This window comes from Pseudocolwellia sp. G5-9 (genome assembly GCF_055808995.1).
Genome location: NZ_CM147893.1, coordinates 227,702 through 248,127, shown reverse-complemented (window position 1 = coordinate 248,127; position 20,426 = coordinate 227,702). Strand labels below are relative to the sequence as shown.

At 35.6% G+C, this 20,426-nt stretch carries 17 protein-coding genes, 5 tRNA genes and 1 pseudogene; 13 read left to right on the top strand and 10 right to left on the bottom strand.

The genetic code is table 11. The annotated features are described in order from the left end of the window. The first annotated feature begins 530 nt into the window (after nt 1–530). Genes AC0L5Q_RS01010 through AC0L5Q_RS01000 form a run of 3 tightly spaced genes read left to right on the top strand, consistent with a single transcriptional unit; the run spans nt 531 to nt 2,478 of the window. On the top strand, nt 531–1,004 hold the full coding sequence (locus AC0L5Q_RS01010) for a DUF2947 domain-containing protein (protein WP_473613679.1): 474 nt from the start codon (nt 531–533) through the stop codon (nt 1,002–1,004). Nucleotides 1,005–1,010: 6 nt separating this feature from the next. Beyond that, nucleotides 1,011–2,006 carry a 23S rRNA (adenine(1618)-N(6))-methyltransferase RlmF gene (rlmF, locus tag AC0L5Q_RS01005; RefSeq protein ID WP_473618243.1) on the top strand — a complete coding sequence of 332 codons (996 nt, stop codon included), beginning with the start codon at nt 1,011–1,013 and terminating at the stop codon, nt 2,004–2,006. 22 nt (nt 2,007–2,028) lie between these two features. Further along, nucleotides 2,029–2,478, top strand: a complete 450-nt coding sequence (locus tag AC0L5Q_RS01000; RefSeq protein ID WP_473613677.1) for a hypothetical protein — start codon at nt 2,029–2,031, stop codon at nt 2,476–2,478. Between the two features lie 13 nt (nt 2,479–2,491). On the opposite strand, the gene AC0L5Q_RS00995 is transcribed toward AC0L5Q_RS01000, so the two are convergent. From AC0L5Q_RS00995 to AC0L5Q_RS00980, 4 genes are all read right to left on the bottom strand, one after another. Then, a complete protein-coding gene (locus tag AC0L5Q_RS00995; protein ID WP_473613676.1) occupies nt 2,492–3,151 on the bottom strand; it encodes a hypothetical protein in 660 nt (219 codons plus the stop codon). Between the two features lie 116 nt (nt 3,152–3,267). Further along, complete coding sequence (locus tag AC0L5Q_RS00990; protein WP_473613674.1) at nt 3,268–4,311, bottom strand: AI-2E family transporter; 1,044 nt, start codon at nt 4,309–4,311, stop codon at nt 3,268–3,270. Nucleotides 4,312–4,344: 33 nt separating this feature from the next. Further along, entirely contained in the window at nt 4,345–6,873 is a 2,529-nt protein-coding gene (locus AC0L5Q_RS00985; protein WP_473613671.1) for an ABC transporter permease, read from the bottom strand. Next, nucleotides 6,861–7,640 carry an ABC transporter ATP-binding protein gene (locus AC0L5Q_RS00980; protein ID WP_473613668.1) on the bottom strand — a complete coding sequence of 260 codons (780 nt, stop codon included), beginning with the start codon at nt 7,638–7,640 and terminating at the stop codon, nt 6,861–6,863. The genes AC0L5Q_RS00985 and AC0L5Q_RS00980 overlap by 13 nt, the downstream gene beginning before the upstream one ends. Here AC0L5Q_RS00980 and AC0L5Q_RS00975 point away from each other — a divergent pair. Together AC0L5Q_RS00975 and AC0L5Q_RS00970 are read left to right on the top strand one after the other, a co-directional pair. Next, entirely contained in the window at nt 7,639–8,262 is a 624-nt protein-coding gene (locus AC0L5Q_RS00975) for an arylesterase (RefSeq protein WP_473613667.1), read from the top strand. The genes AC0L5Q_RS00980 and AC0L5Q_RS00975 overlap by 2 nt on opposite strands. Before the next feature lie 382 nt (nt 8,263–8,644). Next, nucleotides 8,645–9,689 (top strand): annotated as a pseudogene (locus tag AC0L5Q_RS00970) (IS630 family transposase). Nucleotides 9,690–9,793: 104 nt separating this feature from the next. On the opposite strand, the gene AC0L5Q_RS00965 reads toward AC0L5Q_RS00970, so the two are convergent. The 5 genes from AC0L5Q_RS00965 to AC0L5Q_RS00945 all read right to left on the bottom strand — a co-directional run bounded on the left by AC0L5Q_RS00965 (nt 9,794) and on the right by AC0L5Q_RS00945 (nt 10,652). Then, nucleotides 9,794–9,869 (bottom strand) — tRNA-Glu (locus AC0L5Q_RS00965). A gap of 88 nt (nt 9,870–9,957) precedes the next feature. Further along, nucleotides 9,958–10,033, bottom strand: a tRNA-Glu gene (locus tag AC0L5Q_RS00960). A gap of 139 nt (nt 10,034–10,172) precedes the next feature. Beyond that, nucleotides 10,173–10,248 (bottom strand) — tRNA-Glu (locus AC0L5Q_RS00955). Nucleotides 10,249–10,371: 123 nt separating this feature from the next. Continuing rightward, nucleotides 10,372–10,447 (bottom strand) — tRNA-Glu (locus AC0L5Q_RS00950). Between the two features lie 129 nt (nt 10,448–10,576). Next, a tRNA-Ala gene (locus tag AC0L5Q_RS00945) sits at nt 10,577–10,652 on the bottom strand. A 703-nt stretch (nt 10,653–11,355) separates the two neighbouring features. On the opposite strand from AC0L5Q_RS00945, the gene AC0L5Q_RS00940 reads away from it, so the two are divergent. From AC0L5Q_RS00940 to yfbR, 3 genes are all read left to right on the top strand, one after another. Continuing rightward, complete coding sequence (locus AC0L5Q_RS00940; protein WP_473613666.1) at nt 11,356–12,249, top strand: gluconeogenesis factor YvcK family protein; 894 nt, start codon at nt 11,356–11,358, stop codon at nt 12,247–12,249. A gap of 264 nt (nt 12,250–12,513) precedes the next feature. Then, nucleotides 12,514–13,731, top strand: coding sequence for a pyridoxal phosphate-dependent aminotransferase (locus tag AC0L5Q_RS00935; protein ID WP_473613664.1), 1,218 nt, complete (start codon nt 12,514–12,516; stop codon nt 13,729–13,731). Between the two features lie 13 nt (nt 13,732–13,744). Further along, nucleotides 13,745–14,344 carry a 5'-deoxynucleotidase gene (gene yfbR / locus AC0L5Q_RS00930; protein WP_473613663.1) on the top strand — a complete coding sequence of 200 codons (600 nt, stop codon included), beginning with the start codon at nt 13,745–13,747 and terminating at the stop codon, nt 14,342–14,344. A 58-nt stretch (nt 14,345–14,402) separates the two neighbouring features. Here the strand turns inward: yfbR and AC0L5Q_RS00925 are convergent, their stop codons facing one another. Further along, nucleotides 14,403–14,900: a hypothetical protein gene (locus AC0L5Q_RS00925; RefSeq protein ID WP_473613660.1), complete on the bottom strand. Its 498-nt coding sequence runs from the start codon at nt 14,898–14,900 to the stop codon at nt 14,403–14,405. A gap of 366 nt (nt 14,901–15,266) precedes the next feature. Here AC0L5Q_RS00925 and AC0L5Q_RS00920 point away from each other — a divergent pair, with 366 nt between their 5' ends. The 5 genes from AC0L5Q_RS00920 (at nt 15,267) to AC0L5Q_RS00900 (ending at nt 20,382) form a co-directional block, all read left to right on the top strand. After that, nucleotides 15,267–16,997 carry an acetolactate synthase 3 large subunit gene (locus AC0L5Q_RS00920; protein WP_473613658.1) on the top strand — a complete coding sequence of 577 codons (1,731 nt, stop codon included), beginning with the start codon at nt 15,267–15,269 and terminating at the stop codon, nt 16,995–16,997. After that, nucleotides 16,997–17,494: an acetolactate synthase small subunit gene (gene ilvN / locus AC0L5Q_RS00915; protein ID WP_076417977.1), complete on the top strand. Its 498-nt coding sequence runs from the start codon at nt 16,997–16,999 to the stop codon at nt 17,492–17,494. The genes AC0L5Q_RS00920 and ilvN overlap by 1 nt, the downstream gene beginning before the upstream one ends. A gap of 187 nt (nt 17,495–17,681) precedes the next feature. Then, entirely contained in the window at nt 17,682–18,488 is an 807-nt protein-coding gene (gene xthA / locus AC0L5Q_RS00910; RefSeq protein ID WP_473613656.1) for an exodeoxyribonuclease III, read from the top strand. 12 nt (nt 18,489–18,500) lie between these two features. Beyond that, a complete protein-coding gene (rlmA, locus tag AC0L5Q_RS00905) occupies nt 18,501–19,325 on the top strand; it encodes a 23S rRNA (guanine(745)-N(1))-methyltransferase (protein ID WP_473613654.1) in 825 nt (274 codons plus the stop codon). Nucleotides 19,326–19,485: 160 nt separating this feature from the next. After that, on the top strand, nt 19,486–20,382 hold the full coding sequence (locus AC0L5Q_RS00900) for a LysR family transcriptional regulator (protein ID WP_473613653.1): 897 nt from the start codon (nt 19,486–19,488) through the stop codon (nt 20,380–20,382). The last annotated feature ends 44 nt before the right edge of the window (nt 20,383–20,426 follow it).

The window sequence follows — 20,426 nt, the reverse complement described above, 5'->3', positions numbered from 1 at the left end:
AATACAACTCCAATAACTACCAAGATCAAAGCATAAGATGTACCAAATATAAAAAAGGACTAAGTTACATAATGTTAAGACAACGTTAAAATCGTTCAATTATTAAACTGTAAAAAAAGCTGACAATATAATCATATCGGATAATAATAACCCCAAACGCTGTTAATTATCACTCTCTACAATTTAGTAATTGACTCATTATCATTAAAAAATTATTAATTAACCTGAGTTCGGCTTAATAAATGTTCTTCTAACAGTTATTTTCTCACTTCTGCGTTAAATTCACTTGCAATAGCCCAGCTAGTGACGCGTAAATTTACCTTGAATTAAGTAAAACTATCAAACTAGAAGCGAACCGAATTTTTAGTGACTATTTTTCAATGAGTTAACTATATCTTAAACCGAACTCAGGTTAATTAGGCTTTTCCTTCAAAGGATTAATTTTTAATAAAAAATCGATCCTGATAATCATTAACAGACTTGGCTATTCTCTGTATAATTACGTTGAATTTACCTAAATATAAAATTTTATGAACTACATTCCCCTTGAAGAATTAAAAAATGCTTGGATCTTTAAACATAAAAGCTTGCCAATTAGCCTTAATGACTTAAATAAAATTAAACCGATGCAAGCGACTCGAGCGAATACACTTTGGGATACGTTTATTAGTAAGCAAGTAGACCATCCCGACTTTTTTAAAAAAGGCGATTGGGCATTTAATCCGGAAAGTTGGATCGATTCCGCAAACTGGGAACGTGATTGGGACAGTGACAAAGCAGAGTTACCCGAATTAATACAAAACCATATTACTTGGGACAACAACACCGTAGTTTATTTTTGCAGCACAAGAAATAATATAATAGAAACCACATGGGCTACTTTTAAACGTTGTTGGAAAAATTTTTTATTTATGGATGACGGTACAATTTTAATCGGTAAGAAAAGAAAAGAAACAGTGCAATTTTTGTCAAATGGCACCTTTAAAATTGGTTCAAAAGGATAGAATTGTATCAATAACTTAATAGATAACTCTACTAAACCAACAGCCTCTAAAACTAAAAATAAGCTGCACCCGAGAAACAAACATAAGAGTAACTATGATTTTAACCTGTTATGCTCCCTAACACCTGAATTAAAACCATTCGTTTTTACTAATATTCATAATAATGAAACGATTGATTTTTCGAATAGTGAAGCTGTTTTCCTCCTCAACAAAAGCTTATTAATCACCAATTATAATATTTCATTTTGGGATATTCCCGAGGGGAGTTTATGTCCCCCTATTCCAGGCAGAGCTGATTACATTCACTACTTAGCAGATTTATTAAAAGAAACTAACCAAAATAAAATCCCTCATAAAGAAGTAATAAATGTTTTAGATATTGGTACTGGAGCAAATTGTATTTACCCTATTATTGGGACTTGCCAGTATCAGTGGGAGTTTGTGGGTACCGATGTTAATGATGCCTCAATTATATCAGCAAAAAAAATTGTTCAGCAAAATAACTCTCTTATCAACAAAGTAGAAATAAGAAAGCAGCTCTCCCCGCATTTAATTTTTACAGGCATAATAAAAGAGCATGAAAAGTACGATTTAACGCTATGTAATCCTCCTTTTCATTCATCTGAAGAAGAAGCCTGCAAGGGTTCACTGCGCAAATGGAATAATCTGAACAAAAATAAAAATGGTGAACCTACTCATAATAACCTGTTAAATTTTGGTGGCACCAGTAATGAGCTATGGTGCGAAGGCGGCGAAATAGCTTTTATAAAAAAAATGATAAAAGAAAGCCTATTGTTTTCATCGCAAGTTTTATGGTTTACCTGTTTAGTTTCTAAAAAAGAGAACATCCGACCACTACAATTAGCATTAAAAAAAGTAAAATGCTTCAATGTAAAAATAATAAAAATGGAACAAGGTCAAAAAACAAGTCGTTTTATAGCTTGGAGCTTTTTATCTTCAGATGAAGTTAAACAATGGTGTATTGACCGATTTAATAACTAAAAACGTTAGAAAAGTGAAAAAGATGACATACACAGAACAAGAAATTAGAACAGCTTCAGATGATTTAGTTGAATCATTTGGTGAGTTACTCACTTGGCGATGGGAGGAAGAAAAAAACGTTTTATTAGCCGAATTTGCCAGTGGTAAAACAGATCAAGTTGTAGACATCTTACTCAAACAATATCCACATGAGTGGGACAGAAAATCAATTAAAAAAGCGCCTAGCTCAATTAAAAATGAGCTTGGTAATTACGCTAAATTAATTAAAGATCAACGCATTTTTACTTGTTCGCCCCAAAATAATGAAAAATCTGTTGTTGCGCTTTTATGGCCATGGGGTCATGGCTCTACCTTATCACTACGTTTAACCTTGTTAAATACACCTTACGAGTATATGGAGGCAAAACCTAGTAAAAGCATTATCTCTACATTCTTTCAAAAAGCTAAAGGCCTAATTGTTAAAAGTGCCTAACGATATGTCTTCTTTAAAAAGACAGTGCTAACTTAACACCAGAGAATAAACGCCCTTGTGAAGTCCAATATTCTCCATCAACCTGCCTATAACGTGAATAGGCAGTTAACTGAATTGGACCAAAGTCTATCCCACCCCCTAAACCTAAGTAAACATCGATATCATTAGAATCGTCATAACGATCGCGACGGTAGCTAGAATTAAAATTATTGCAAAATAGCGCTTCGTTATCACAATAATGAACATCGTACACTTCTTCATCTCTATCTTGAAAAGCTAATTCACCAAAATCAAAACCAAACTCACCATAAAAAAATATATCTGAAAAATATCCGATTTTTCCGCCTAATTCCCATGCTATATATTCTTGACTTGAATACTTTCCTGTATCAATTTCGGCTTTTGATAACGACATATCCACTTCAAAACCAATATCACTGGATCTATATTTATGTAAAGCAGAAACACCAAATCCTCTAATATAATCATGTCCATTTTGTTCATTCATTATATATATTGACTGACGAGCTTCCTTCTTTGCTTGTGCGCTATGGCTGATAAAAATAAATATAAAGAAACAGATAATAAAAATTATACGAAACTCTATTGAGGGGAAAGAAGCACGTCCAGCAGAGAAAGGTTTATTTTTAGAAGATTTAGATTGTAGAGGCATAATAACAAGCTCACAAGTTAAACAAGTGAGCGTATTATCGGCTTACAATACTATAATTTCAGTGGGTAAAATGTTGATAATTGTTAAAAAGTGTAATTTCTATCAATTTTATTAACTTACTCATCGCTTGAAAGTAAAACGGAAAACCAGCGCCCTTCTTTAGACTCTTCTAGAGCTATTTTAATGATCATAGTTAAAGGAACAGACAACAGCATACCTACCGTACCAAAAAGCCATCCCCAAAAAATCAACGATAAAAATACAACTAATGTTGATAAGCCTAATCCCTTACCTAAATATCTTGGCTCAATAACATTGCCCATGATCATATTAATTGTAATGTAACCTAAACCAATAGCTCCAGCAGAACCTATACCTAATTGTAAAATAGCTAAAGAAACCGCTGGAACAGCAGCAATCATTGAACCAATATTAGGAATATAGTTAAGTAAAAAGGCCAATACGCCCCACAATAAATAAAACTCTAGCCCAAATAACCAAAGCATGAGTGAAACACAAATACCAGTAGCAATACTTACTAATGTTTTAATGGCAAGATAATTATTAACTGATTCTAAAAATCGGTCTATTTGATTCATCTTCATGTCAGGATCATCTAATGCATGATGAATTTTACGAGGTAACGATGGCGCTTCAAATAGCATAAAAATCACAGTAATAATGATCAATAATAGATTAGCCATTACACCGCCAAGACCACTTAACATACTAGCCGCTAACCCCATAGCAGCGCTTGGATCAAAATATTCCACCAATAAATCAGATGATATTTGAATATTGTATTCGGCTAACTTTGCCGTTAACCAAACAAACTGCTCGTTAAGTTGAGCTTTATATTGGGGTAATAAGTCAGACAGATCACGTGCCGATTGCCCAACAAGACCACCAAGCAATAAAACCAACAACAAAATAATCGCAATAATGGCAATAATCGCGATTGGTTTAGGTATTTTATATTTAGAAGCTTTGACTATCAGTGGGTTACAAATAATCGCAATAAAAACGGATAGTAAAAAAGGTACAACAATATTAGTTGCTATTTTTAGCCCTGCAAGTACTACGAATAGTGCAGCAGTAACAAGTAAGGCTTTTACCACTCCTGACGATTGCAACTTTTCTGTTTTTTCCAATAAACTCATAAAGAACCTTGTATATATTGCTATAAATAACGATTACATTGTACGGCGTATTAAGGTAACACTCGATAAACTTAATAAGCGCCAACAACTTAGCATACCAATAACGCCAACAAAAGCAGCACCAGCAGTAATACCAATAAGCCAAAACTCTAAATGAAGGTTGAAATCCATATCAAATACTTGAGTTTGTAAAAAGAATACGGCTATTTCCATGGCAATACTCGCCATTAAACCCGCAATAGCGCCTAAAGCAACAAATTCAAATAAAACACTGTTGCGTAATAACGAGCCTTTAGCACCTAATGTTCTTAATATAGCAAGTTCACGTTCTCGCTCTTCCATGCTAGCCTGTACCTGAGCAACAAGCACTAAACTACCAGCAAGTACAACAAGTACTAAAATAAGCTCTATCGCTATCGACATTTGATCAATCATGTTGGTTAATTGCTTCATAATGGCATCAATATCAATAATTGAAATACTAGGGTACTGAGACAAAAAGTCGAACATTAACGGTTTAATTTCTTCAGCCACTCGCCAAGCCGAAATCGACGTGCTGTCTATTTCACTAAAAGTCGACTTATTAAATATCATATAAAAATTAAGTTGCCTACTTTGCCAGTTAACATCACGTATGCTGGTTACAGGCACGGTAAATTCGTCAGAACCAATAGTAAAGGTAAGCTGATCGCCAAGTTTAATATCTAACCTTTCTGCTATATCTGCTTCAACAGAAACTTGCTGTGTCGTGTCACCTACGTCCCACCATTTCCCTTGAACAACTTCAGTTAGTGGTGCCAGTTCTTCTTGCCAAGTTAAGCTTAATTCTCTACCTATACCTCTACGACCTTGAGTTTCTTGTTCATCGTCGTTATCAGACTTTTCATCTACTTTAACGGTAGCTTCACCATTAATGGCTGATAAACGGCCTCTAAACACTTGGAAAAAACCTTCAGTGACAATGTCATTTTCTTCAGCAAACTTAGCTATTTTTGGAACTTCGTCATTAGTTATATTAATTAAGTAATGATTTGGCGTACCTTCAGGCATTTGTTGTTGCCATTCAGAGAAAATAGAGCTTTTCATTACCGTAATAAGTAACAATAATTTAATCGCTAAAGTAAAACTGACTAACTGAACACTGTTTTCATTAGCTCTTCTTTTTAGATTAGCAAAAGCAAGATGAAGTGACTTACCCGCTTTTGTACCAGCCTTTCTGCCTAGCCCCATTAAAAATTTACCAACAAACAATAAAACAACAGAAACTACAAGGCCACCAAAGAGTAAAGAGGCACTCATAACTAAATCACGACTAAAAATATAAAGTAATAAAAATAAGGCTACTAAGGGAATCGCTTGATAAATATTAAGTTTACTTGATGATTTTTCTTCAAAGCCTTTAATAACAGCAATAGGTGATGTTGCTATTAATTTAGAGATGGGGTGAATAGCAAAAGCAACGGCACAAATTAAGCCCGTAACTACAGCGATAGTAAAAGGACGTAATGTTAACGTACTTGATGATAACGATAAATATTTATCAATGCCATAAGCGCCTAATTGCAATAAACCGTAGCCTACAACTAAACCCGTTAAAATACTGATAACACTTAATAGTGACCAATGTAGTACGTAAACCTTTTGGATGTGCTTATTTGTTGCTCCTAGTGCCTTAAACACGGCAACAGTAGGTTTATGGCGTTGTCCGTATCGTCTACTTGCAACAGCTACAGCAATTGCAGCTAAAACAATACCTAACATACTCGCTAACGATAAAAACTTCTCAGCGGTGTCTAAGGTACGCCCTATTCGACTTTGGCTTGATTTAACATCAATCCAATCTTGCGCTTCATTTAATTTAGGTTTAATCCATTCACCAAACGCTATTAAATCGTCATTATCACCTGCAAATAAATACCGATAAGATACCCGACTACCCGGTTGGATTAATTCAGTTTTATCTAAATCATCAATATTCATTATGATGGTGGGATTAGAAAATACACTGGCGAACGACCTATCTGGTATATTGACAATAACGCCAGCGATGGTAAATGAAGCAACGCCTATATCAACTTGATCACCTACGCCTATTTCCATTCGGCCTAAAACACCTTGATCTACCCATACTTCTCCAACATCAGGAGATTTAACCGCTATAGCGTTTTTTAAATCACTTGTTTTTGATACGAGTAAATCCCCTCTTAAGGGATAATCACTAGTCACAATATCTAGGTCTGTTAACAACATGTTGTCTGTTGAAAACACCATAGACTTCAACTGTACTTTTTTAGCAAAATTAAAACCATAACGTTTAGTTTCAGCTAAAATCTCATCAGTAATAACGGTACTTGTTTTTAATACACGGTCAGCCGCTAAAGTGTTTACGCTATTTGTGGTTAATGCTTGCTTAACTTGATCAGAAAAGCCCGTTAGAGAAAATACCGTAGCCACAGCTAATACTATGGCTAAAAAGACAATAGTTAGCTCACCTTTACGTAACTCGTGATGTAATAGTCTTATAGATTGTTTAAACCAAGTCGCTTTTGTTAATTTGGACATACTTGTCCCTCGCCTAACTCAACCTCTGCTGACTTAGTTTTATTATTTTCACTTTCGCTGCTTATTGGATTTTCAGTTGTTTTGTTAACTTCACTGAGTACACCACTATCCATTTTTACTTGGCGGTTACATCGAGCAGCAAGTTTTGGATCATGCGTAACAAGAACTAAAGTCGTACCCAGCCGAGTATTTAAATCAAAAAGTAAATCTGCAATATACTTGCCTGTTTGTGTATCTAAATTTCCTGTAGGTTCATCAGCAAATAAAATATCGGGTTGAGAGATAAAGGCTCTGGCAATGGCTACACGTTGCTGTTCGCCACCTGAAAGCTGAGATGGAAAATGATCTAATCGATCAGACAAACCAACCTGCCCAAGTAATTCAACACCTTTCTCTTTGGCTTTATCAATATTAGCAAGTTCTGCAGGTAACATAACATTTTCAAGTGCTGTTAAACTGTTAATTAATAAAAATTGCTGAAAAATAAAACCAACATGATCAGCTCGTACTTGGCTACGTTGTTCTTCATTAAATTGGTGTAATGGTTGGTTTTTAATATAGACTTCACCCGTGGTAGGTAAATCTAGTCCTGCTAGAATGGATAACAAAGTCGTTTTACCTGATCCAGAAGATCCAACAATTGCTAGGGTTTCTCCTGCATTAACTTGCAGATCAACGGGTTGTAATAATGACAATGTTTTACCTTCTAACTGAACTGACTTAGTTAAACCACTGACTTTTAATATAGATTCGGAATTTATCTTCATGAAAAAACATCCAATTTTTACGTTAGTATTTTTATGTTACCTACTAACTGTTACAAAAACATATGCTAAAGATTCTATTTTACTTTTAGGTGATAGTGTTAGTGCAAGTTATGGAATGCAACAAAATGAAGGCTGGGTACATTTACTAAATACCCAATTAGAGCAACAAAATGCGCCTTATAAAATAATCAATGCCAGCATTAGTGGAGAAACCACAACTGGTGGTCTATCTCGTCTAGAGAGCATATTAAATAAAAATAAAGTTGACCATTTGCTCATAGAACTTGGAGGAAATGATGGTTTAAGAGGCTTTCCCCCTAAACTTATAAAAAATAATTTGTTACAAATGATCGATATAGCTCAAAGTAAAAACATTCCTGTATCGCTCTTTTCAATTAAAATCCCCCCCAATTATGGCCCTAGATACACAAAAATGTTTGAAGATGTATTTAAAAATGTAGCTAAAGAAAAAGAAATTAAGCTAATTCCTTTCTTTGTTGAAGCTGTAATAACAAAACCGGGGTTAATGCAAGATGATGGTATTCATCCAAATGCCAAAGCCCAACCACTTATTGCAGAACTCGTAAAAGAAGATTTAAAAAAGTTATTTCAATCCAATTAATGAGTTAACGAGGGTATATACCCGTTACCACTCAAGAGGCTATTTCAGAGCACTTGAGCGATATCAGTTCAAGGCAGTGCTTTGTAATAATGGTTGTTCCCTTATAAAAAGCATTAACGAAGAAGTGATTTTGCTCAAGCGCTTCTTCGATGGGTCTAAAAACAATTTATGGGGCTTATTAACTTTAGTAAGGAAATAACCATTACTGAAATTTAATGCCTTGCCTAAATTGTTTTTAGTTCCCACTGAAACCTGCATCTTGAGTGGTAACGGGTATAACACTATGATTTATGCCCTTCTCTTTCAAATATTTATATCTTTCATGCTATTATACCAATTAGTCTAATTATATGATCTAATGTCATTTATTTACTCATAATAAATGACATTGAACACTCATAGCTCACAAGAATTAAAAATACTCTCCAACAAAGTAAAAGATCATCGAATGAGGCTGCGCTTGCTAGCCGTTTCACACTTTAAATCGGGTAAGAATAGATCAGAAGTTGCTAGAACACTTAATATAAGTAGAAGAATTGTTAATGATTGGGTTGCGAACTACATCAGCGAAGGTTTACTTGGTCTTGAGAGTAAAAAACCTACGGGGCGACCTAGCTATCTTACAGAGCAAGATAAAGAAATATTGAGTCAATATATAAAGGCTCAATGCCAATCCGATATGGGTGGACGACTAACGGGTGAGTGTATCCGACTATATATCAACGCTAATTTTGATGTTGATTATCATCCCAACGCCATTTATAAGTTATTAAAATCAATGGGATTTAGCTGGATAACAAGTCGCTCACGACACCCAAAACAGTCTGATGAAGTACAAGAAGATTTTAAAAAAATTCGAAAGTGAAATGATCCGCACGCTCCCATGGAATGTGAGGCTTAAAGAGATAGATGTGTGGTTCCAAGACGAAGCACGTTTTGGACAGCAAAATACAACGACAAGGCTCTGGGCAGAGAAAGGAACAAGACCGAGAGCCGTTAGGCAATAACAGTTTGAATACGCTTACCTTTTTGGTGCTGTTTGCCCATCAACAGGCGCAACTGAGGCACTGATTTCTCCAGTAATGAACATGGATGTAATGGAACAACATTTGGCTTTAATTTCTCAAAAAACTCAAGAAGGACGACATGCAGTGATCGTTGTCGATGGTGCTGCATGGCACCAAGTTTACCTTGCTGATAAATTTAACAACTTAACGATCATTAAGTTACCACCGTATTCACCCGAGTTGAATCCAATAGAGCAAGTTTGGAGTTGGTTGCGCCAACATCATTTAGCGAATAGGTGCTTTCAAGGCTATGATGACATCCTCGATGCTTGCTCTGATGCATGGAACTCATTTGTAAGTGATGCAAAGCGGGTCATGAAAATGTGTAGTAGAGATTGGATTAAGGTGGGAAAAACTTAAGATGGAATGGTATAAATTAGTTTCTTAAATTTCAGGCATAAAAAAACCGACATAAGTCGGTTTGTTTATTTCACTTTTAACACTTACATGCAAAGCAGAATAAGTGGCATCCCTAAGGGGATTCGAACCCCTGTTACCGCCGTGAAAGGGCGGTGTCCTAGGCCTCTAGACGATAGGGACACTAAAACTTGTTAACTAATACTAATTAAAGCAAGCAGTTACTATCTATTACTCTACAAATACAAGAAAACCTGTATCAATTTAATGGTGGCATCCCTAAGGGGATTCGAACCCCTGTTACCGCCGTGAAAGGGCGGTGTCCTAGGCCTCTAGACGATAGGGACACAATAAAAACATATAAAACAACTTAACAATATTATTATTTACATTAGCTCTAGCCTAGTGAGCTAAACAACAACATTAGTTCTTAAATACTTGTGTCTAAAATAACCATTAAACTTGTATTGTAACTATAAAAATGAGTGGCATCCCTAAGGGGATTCGAACCCCTGTTACCGCCGTGAAAGGGCGGTGTCCTAGGCCTCTAGACGATAGGGACACAGTAACTAAAAACGCTTAACGTAAATACATTTGTAAAGAAACTCTAGCCTAGTGAGTTGCAAAACATACTTACACATTTAAAGTGAGTGTCAAAAACACATACTCATTTCTTTAAAAAAGTTGGCATCCCTAAGGGGATTCGAACCCCTGTTACCGCCGTGAAAGGGCGGTGTCCTAGGCCTCTAGACGATAGGGACACTAAAACTTGGTAATAAAGTAAATAACTTTACTTTATTATTTCAGTGCTATGAGTAAACTCATAAGACACTAACTTTTTTATTTTGTCATTTAGTTAAAAATCATTAATTAACTAAACAACTAATTCTTGGTGGAGCTATGCGGGATCGAACCGCAGACCTCTTCGCTGCCAGCGAAGCGCTCTCCCAGCTGAGCTATAGCCCCGCTTCTGTAAAATTAAAAAGTGGCCTAATACCTTATAACTTTACCTATCAAACAAGAACGTTAGTTACTTGTTGAAAGCGAGGCGCATTCTAAGCAGCAGCCCCGATAGTGTCAACCCTTTTTTTAGTAAAAAAGCGGTTTTTAATGAGTATTTGGCTTAAGTGTTTACTTAACCAACAACTTGCTTAAATTTTGAATATATACCCGTTATCATTCAAGATGCAGGTTTCAGTGGGAACTAAAAACAATTTAGGCACAGGTTTCATGTTCCAGACGAAATCTAAGTACATACATCCATGTATGCAAGGCATTAAGTTTACGTCATGGTTATTCTCGGTAACTGCTCCTGCGTTACCCTAATGCCCTACATCCATGTAGGAACCTGACTAGAGTTAATAACGAAACATAAATTGTTTTTAGACCCATCGAAGAAGCGCTTGAGCAAAATCACTTCATCAACAATGCTTTTTATAAGGGAACGACCATTATTACAAAGCATTGCCTTGAATTGATATCGCTCAAGCACTCTGAAATACGCATCCTGAGTGGTAACGGGTATAGTTGGGTATATTAATTGTAATTGCCCTTTATTTGATACATATATACTACTTATCTTTAATTCCCCTCCCCTAAACTCATTTGTACTTTCTTTTTAAGCTATTAACAGGTAACATTTTTGTAACCTTATTTATAGAAATATTCTATGTCGCTAAATAAACTGAATGTTGTCGCTATTGGTGGAGGACACGGCTTAGGTCGAGTACTTTCAACACTTTCTTTTTTAGGTAATCAACTAACAGGGATAGTAGCCACAACAGACAATGGCGGTTCTACTGGACGTTTAAGGAAGCGTAGTAGCTCAATAGCATGGGGGGACCTGCGCAACTGTTTAACACAATTAGTAGAAGAAGATTCTATTGGTAGCCAATTATTTGATTTTAGATTTAGTGGTGAAGATGAATTAGGTGGTCATAACCTTGGTAATTTAATTTTATATGGTTTAGGGCAAATTCAGTCACGCCCAGTTGACTCAATAAAGTTAGTAAGACGTTTACTTCGCGTAAAAACACCTGTTTTACCTATGTCTGAAACCCCCACAGATTTAATCGCTTTTTATCCCGAAGGCAGATGCCGTGTAGGTGAGTTATCAGTTGATAAAATGCCTATGATGCCAAAAAACCTTATGTTGGCACCATTAGTAAAGTCTTTACCTGCATGTATAGAAGCAATAAAAAATGCAGATCTGATAATTTTAGGGCCGGGTAGCTTCTTAACAAGTATCATCCCTCCTCTACTCGTTAGAGATATATCAAACGCATTAAGAGACCGTAAAGGTCATTGTGTATTTATAGAAAACATTGTTGCCGAAAAAAGTCCGTCTGCTCAGTTAACCCTTGATGAAAAACTTGATTGGATTGTAGAAAATCTAGGCTGTTTACCCATTGACAGTGTTATCTGTCAAGACAAAGGTATTACTTCAGATAAAGTATCTGTTTATTATCATGATTTAGAAAGTAACGAAGTTAAGCATTATCATGATAAAGAAAAACTCATCAAAGCAATTGAAGCCTGCGCCCTTAGCAATAAAATAATTTAGCTTTACCTATCATTTTCTTTATAATTTTCAGCCGTAAAACAAAATTTACGTGCTGTTCCCTTCTTTATTAAACTATTCCAAATTTTACTGTACAAACGGCTTGAATAATAAGATTATCTAATATAAGCGTTTAATATAACAAAACCTGTATTTAGACACTTAATAGACGTGTTCAAAGTTCTATAATTTAACCCTAGTAGTTGAAGTAGAAGACTTATGTATTTCACTTACCTATAACATCAAATATCGAGAAGAATCGTATTAATGAAAAAAATCAATAAATCATCAAAGCTAAAAAATGTTTGTTACGAAATACGTGGACAAATAGCGGCAGAAGCCCGTCGTTTAGAAGACGAAGGGCATAAGATCCTAAAATTGAACATAGGAAATCCCGCCCCATTTGGTTTTGAAGCCCCTGATGATATATTGAAAGATGTAATTCGTAACCTACCTACAGCCCAAGGCTATAGTGATTCAAAAGGTATATATTCAGCACGTGTTGCTGTTATGCAGTATTTTCAACAAAACAATATTAAAGACGTAAACATTGAAGATATTTATATTGGCAATGGTGTCAGTGAACTTATTGTTATGTCAATGCAGGGCTTATTAAACAATGGTGATGAAGTGCTTATTCCTGCACCTGATTACCCTTTATGGACTGCTGCTGTAGCACTCTCTGGTGGTGAACCTATCCATTATAAATGCGATGAAGAAAACCAATGGTTTCCAGATATTGCGGATATGGAAAGTAAAATTAATAAGAATACCAAAGCTATTGTATTAATTAACCCAAATAACCCAACGGGTGCTGTGTATTCAAAAGAAGTACTGTTAGACATTTTAGCCTTAGCTAAAAAATATAGCCTAATTGTATTTAGTGATGAAATTTACGACAAAATTTTATACGACGAAGCAGTACATATTCCTACCGCAAGTTTAACGCAAGACGTACTCATTATAACAATGGGTGGCTTATCTAAAAATTATCGTATTGCAGGATTTAGAGCTGGCTGGATGGTAATTACAGGACCTAAACTACACGCTGAAGATTATTTAGAAGGTTTAAATATTTTATCTTCAATGAGACTTTGCGCCAACGTTCCTTGCCAACATGCTATTCAAACAGCATTAGGTGGCTATCAAAGTATTAATGAATTAATAACGGGTGATGGTCGCTTGATCAAACAACGTAATTTAGCTCACAAACTTATTAATGATATTGATGGCTTGTCGTGTAACCCTGCAATGGGTGCTTTATATTTATTTGTTAAAGTAGATGCTGAAAAGTTCAACATTACAAATGATGAAAAAATGGTCTTAGACTTACTTAAACAAGAAAAAATTCTTTTAGTACATGGTAGTGCTTTTAATATTCCTGAAAAAAATTACTTCAGATTAGTTTTTCTCCCAAATAGTGATGAACTTATTCCAGCAATGGAAAAACTAAAAAACTTTTTTAGTACTTACTATCAATTATAAAGAAGAAATAAATATGCAAAGTACGTTTTTAGCGTGGATGTTTAGAATGCCCCTGATTAAAAGGTGGGCACTCATGTTTTGTGTTAAACCTGAAAACGTAGCTGAACACTCTCACCAAGTTGCTATTGTGGCTCATTTACTTGCCGTTATTAAGAACAAAAAATTTAACGGCAAGGTCAATGAAGACAGAGTTGCAACGGTTGCGCTATATCACGAAGCAAGCGAAACGCGTTACGGCGATATTGTTAGTCCAACAAAGTATGCTAACCCTGAAATTGCACGTGAATTTAAAAAAATAGAATACCTTGCTGAGCAGGAATGCTTAGCGTCTTTACCTGAAGAGTTTCAAGATATTTTCTCCGATCTTATTGTGCAAGACAACGTTGAAGCAGAATACAAAAGCATAGTAAAAGCGGCAGACATTCTAGTAGCTTATATAAAAGCACTTGATGAATTAAACCATCAAAACCATGAATTTGATCACGTAGAAGAACGTTTAGGTAAAAAAATAGAAGAGCTACAACAAAATATGCCAGAAGTTAAATACTTTATGGATATGTTCTTACAAGCCTGCTCAGCGACCGTTGACAAATTATCTACTCAAAATAAATAATGCCTTAGCTCCCTCCTTTTACGTGAGCGTCTTTGTTTAAGAAACGCTTATTACCCATCTATTTTTTCAAAAGAGAAAACATATAAAGATAAGCGTAAAGTGCGGTAAATAAAATACTCGGTGCTACCGTTAAAAATAAGTTGGGGGTTTCATTAATAACATTAACCATAATAACTAAAGTTGATTGCACAGCAATCGGAATAATAGGAGCAAATAAAGCAGCTGCAATCTTTTTCTCTTTAAAATATGAAGCTGACAACTCAATTGCATTATTAAAACTTTCACGTATAGCTATATTCTGAGGAGACTTAGAATGAAACAAACATAAAATAGGTGTTACAAATGCCAGCGAGATGCAATTAGCTCGGTACTTATTAACAACCTTTTCTAATATAAAAGTAAAGAATAAAGTCACAAAACCGCTGTATAAACCTTGTACCAAAGCTGTTTGAAGCGTAGTTGCTTTAGGGATCGCATCCCCGCTATTAGCCCAATATGCCCAACTAAAATAAAATATAAACGACACAACACCCGATAATATAAGTCTAATATTCAATTTATTTCCTCTATTGAGTGGCTTTACTCATAAAATATAATCGGTATACCGATAAAATTAAGGAAGAATGACTTAAATTCTTAATTAACTATTGACACTTTAGTACAAACCCTTTAAAAATACAGTCTCAGTTTATTCAAAACATCAGCGTTTAAAATAATAAACGCCAAAATGAAAAATTAATCTTATGTTATTAACTAATTTACACAATGCAGTCCTCAACGTCGTTATGGTTGTCAAACCATCGCGAGGATTTTTAGTGTAAAAAATAAAAGAATAAACAACGCTATTATTAACCCTCGCTCTTACTCAGACCGAGGGTTTTTTATTATTTAAATATTCACTATTCACACAAAGGGCAACAATATGACAACAGAGCTATATACGGGTGCTGAAATGGTAGTTAAAGCACTATCTGCACTTGATGTTAAATATGTATTTGGTTATCCCGGCGGTTCAGTATTAGATATTTACGATGCTATCTTTCAGCAAGACGACTTCGAACATATTTTAGTACGCCACGAACAAGCCGCAACACATATGGCAGACGGTTACACACGAGCAACAGGTGAAGTAGGCGTAGTATTAGCAACTTCAGGGCCTGGCGCAACAAACTGTGTTACAGGTATTGCTACTGCTTATATGGACTCAATTCCAATGGTGGTTCTAGCAGGCCAAGTTGCTACAACGCTAATTGGTGATGATGCGTTTCAAGAAACTGATATTATTGGCTGTTCTCGCCCTATTGTTAAACACAGTTTTAGTTGCCGAAAATTAGAAGATATTCCAAATATTATTGCTAAAGCCTTTTATATCGCTAACTCTGGACGCCCTGGCCCAGTTGTTGTTGAATTACCAAAAGATTTATTAATACCAGAAAAGAAAGGCAAGTTTGCAATCAATATTAACGTTGAAATGCGCTCTTACAATCCAACAGTTACAGGCCATCCTAAACAAATTAAAAAAGCCGCTAAACTCATTTCTGAAGCAAAAAGATTAGTGGTTTACTCAGGTGGTGGTATTGTAATTGCCAACGCCTCAGAACTGCTGACTGAACTAGTTGAAACCTTAGATGCCCCAACCACTAATACCTTAATGGGCTTAGGTGGCTTATCAGGCACACACGACAACTTTATTGGTATGTTAGGTATGCATGGCAGTTTAGAAGCCAACAAAGCTATGGCTAATGCTGATGTTATTTTAGCGTTAGGTGCACGCTTTGATGATCGCGTGACCAACAATGTTAAAAAATTCTGCCCTAACGCAAAAATCATTCATGTTGATATTGACCCGACTTCGATCTCTAAAACAATAAACGCTCATGTTCCTATTGTTGGTTTAGTTGATATTGTTATTCAGCAACTTCTTGATGAATTAAAAGAAACCAATTACAAACCTAACAAAGAAGCGTTAAAAGCTTGGTGGGCACAAATAAACGCATGGCGTGCAGAAAAAAGCTTTAGTTACGTACTAGAAGAAGCTGGTGCTAAAATTAAACCACAACACGTGGTTGAATCTATGTACAAAATTACTAATGGTGAAGCTTATGTATGTTCTGATGTAGGCCAGCATCAAATGTTTGCTGCACAATATTACCCATTTGCTAAACCTCGCCAATGGATCAACTCTGGCGGCTTAGGCACCATGGGCTTTGGCTTACCTGCAGCTATGGGCGTTAAATTAGCTTTTCCAGACAAACACGTTATTTGTATTACCGGCGATGGTTCTATTCAAATGAACATTCAAGAGCTTTCAACTTGTCTGCAATACAACTTACCTGTAGTTATCGTTACGCTAAATAACCGCTCTTTAGGCATGGTAAGACAATGGCAAGATATGATTTATGGTGGACGACATTCTTCATCTTACATGGAGTCGTTACCTGACTTTATTAAAATAGCTGAAGCTTACGGACACGTGGGTATCGAAATTAACGAGTTAAGTGAACTTGATTCAAAACTTGAAGAAGCTTTCGCCATTAAAAACAGATTAGTATTTGTAGACGTATTGGTTGATGAACATGAGCATGTTTACCCAATGCAAATTAAAACCGGTGCCGTTGATGACATGTGGCTGAAAAAAGGAGTTAAAGCATAATGCGTCGTATCCTAGCAATATTATTAGAAAACGAACCAGGTTCATTATCACGAATTGTTGGTCTATTTTCACAACGTGCCTTTAACATTGAAAGCTTAACGGTTGCGCCTACTGAAGATAACACCCTATCGCGTATCACAATAGCAACACGTGGCGACGATAGAGTTCTTGAGCAAATTCTTAAGCAAGTAAATAAACTTATTGATGTAATAAAAGTAACTGATCTCACCGATCGTCAACATGTTGAACGTGAATTAGTGTTAATTAAAGTGCTTGCCATGAATGATAAGTCACGCACTGAAGTTAAGCGTATTACTGATATTTTTAGAGGCTCAATTATTGATATAGGTAAGCAAATTTACACGATTCAATTAACGGGTAACGCAGATAAAATCAATGCCTTTATTGAAACCATTGGTAACGAAACTGAGATTATAGAATCGGTTCGTTCTGGCTGTGTCGGTATTGCTCGTGGAGAAAAAGCACTTAGAGTGTAAATACCTTACAATAAAGTAAAATTTTAAAAGCCACTCAATGCGTAAAGTAAACAACAGCAATGAGTGGTTTTTTCATTCCTGATTATTTTTATTTAATTGTTAAAAAGTAAGAAAAAGTCAAATTAATTGTCACATCAATTTACCAGTTCTGTTAGCATTATCGCCAAGTTAACTATGGGTAAAAATCATGAAAATCATCTCTTTTAATATCAATGGCCTTCGCGCACGTTTACATCAATTACAAGCTATTATCGACAAGCACCAACCTGACATTATCGGTTTACAAGAAATTAAAGTTCACGATGAAGCTTTTCCGTTAGCCGATGTTGAAGCTATGGGTTATTCAGTGTATTTTCATGGTCAAAAAGCCCATTACGGCGTTGCGATGTTATGTAAAAAACCTGCAGATAGCGTACAAAAAGGTTTTCCTACTGACGATGAAGAAGCGCAAAAAAGAATGATCATGGTCACTACCACTAATGAAAAAGGCGAGAAAGTGACTGTGTTAAACGGTTATTTCCCACAAGGCGACAACATCTCGCACGAAACTAAATACCCGTACAAACGCCAATTTTATAAAGACTTAATGACTTACCTAAATGATCATCACACGCCTGACGAAAACGTTGTAGTGATGGGTGATATTAATATTTCACCAACTGATCTAGATATAGGTATTGGCGAACCCAATAGAAAACGCTGGTTACAAACGGGTAAATGTAGTTTCCAACCAGAAGAACGCGAATGGCTTAAAACATTAATGGATTGGGGTTTTAAAGACACTTTTAGAGAATTACACCCCACACGTGAAGAAAGATACTCGTGGTTTGATTACCGCTCAAAGGGCTTCCCTGATAACCGAGGTTTACGTATAGATGTTGTATTAGCAACGCCTGAATTTGCTAAAACTTGTGTAGAATCAGACATAGACTACGAATTACGTGGCATAGAAAAGCCATCTGATCATGCGCCTATTTGGTCAACGTTCGAGTAATTATAAATAAACATGACCAATAACAAACCCACAGCTGACTACCTTTGCCCGTTATGTAATGAAACTTTATTACTTTCGGGTAAAACCTATCGATGCAGTAATAATCATTGTTTTGATGAAGCCAAAGAAGGTTACGTAAACCTGTTACCTGTTCAACATAAGCACTCTAAATCGCCTGGCGATAATGCTGATATGGTCAATGCACGTAGATCCTTTTTAGATAATGGTTATTACCAGCCGTTAATCGACAAGTTAATGGCTTTGTATCATCAATATGCAACAACCACCCTGCCCGTGTTTGATGCTGGCTGTGGAGAAGGTTTTTATACTCATCAATACAAAACTGATAACAACCAAGTTTACGGTATCGATATTTCTAAATCGGCGGTAAAAATTGCTGCCAAACGCTACAAAAACTGTCACTTTAGCGTAGGAACTTTATCTCACTTACCTTTTGCTGAGAATTCGATAGGTTGGATAAATTCGATTTACGCACCTATTTTAGAAAACGAATTTACGCGTGTTTTAAAAGCTGAAGGTTACTTGCTAACAGTAACGCCAGCAGAAAAACACCTAATAGAATTAAAATCGTTAATTTATATTGATGCTAAAGAACATGATACGGCAAAAGATCCCATTGAAAATTTAACTTTAATCAACGAAGAAAAGTTAAATTACACAATGGAATTCAGTAATTCGAATGACATTATCAACTTACTTTCTATGACTCCGTTTGCGTTTAAAGCCTCTACTGAAGTTATTGAAGAATTAAAGAGCAAACACAGCTTCTCTTGCCAAGCTGATTTCTTAATTCGTTTGTATCAAAAATCTAGCTAAAATACTGTCGGCATAAGTTATTATTTATAATGACTTATGCGTCTCTTAAATCCAGCCAATATTTGTCTATGTTGCTTAATATCAATTTAACCAATGACGACCGCTAACATATAATGTTATTTTAATAACATACTAGTGCAAAAAATGCAGCGGAGATAATGTGCGTCATTTACAAGATTACTTTTTTTTTAAAACAATAGCGGAGGTTGGCTCTATTAGAAAAGCAGCTGAATCCCTCACCATTACCTCAACAGCATTAAACCGAAGAATGCTTGCACTAGAAAATGAACTTGGAGTAAATATTTTTGAACGCCTACCTAAGGGAGTTCAATTATCGGCAGCAGGCGAAGTATTTCTACATCATGTAAGAGAACAACTCAGCGATATTGAAAAAGTAAAAAGCCAAATATCTGATTTAAGAGGCGAACGAAAAGGCCATATTAGTATTGCTTGTAGTCAAGCCCTGCTTCCCTTTTTCTTACCGCAACAGATTGATAGCTACCATAATTCACACCCAAAAGTCACATTTAATGTTCAAAGACGAGACAGAAAATCAGCAGAGCAAGAACTTATTAATATGAATGCTGATATCGCTGTAGTTTTTGAACCTGAATTAATGACAGACTTTCAAATACTCGCGGTATCTAAACAACCAACCTATGCTTTAGTTTCTAAAAACCATCCTCTAGCAGGCAAAAAAGAAATTAAATTAAGTGACTGCATTCAGTATCCTTTAGCGCTTCCCACTAAAGAATATGGTTTACGACAAATTTTAGATAAAAAAGCCAATAAAGCACTGTATAAATTAGAACCCGCAATAGAATCAGACAGTTTTGAATTTTTACGCTACACAGCCTCGCTGGGCGAATACATTACTTTTCAGATTGAACTAGGTTTACCAAAAGACCTTAGCTTTATGGGAATGGCAGCGATAAAAATCAATGAAAAAGATTTACCTCCAGGTTTTGTTTATGTTGGTCAGCTTAAAGGGAGAACGCTGCCCGTAGCTTCTGCTAAATTTGCCCAGCAATTGATCAATGCATTAGAAGTCGATTAAACACCCCCAAATTAACCACATAACTTTATTTTAAATGCTTTAGG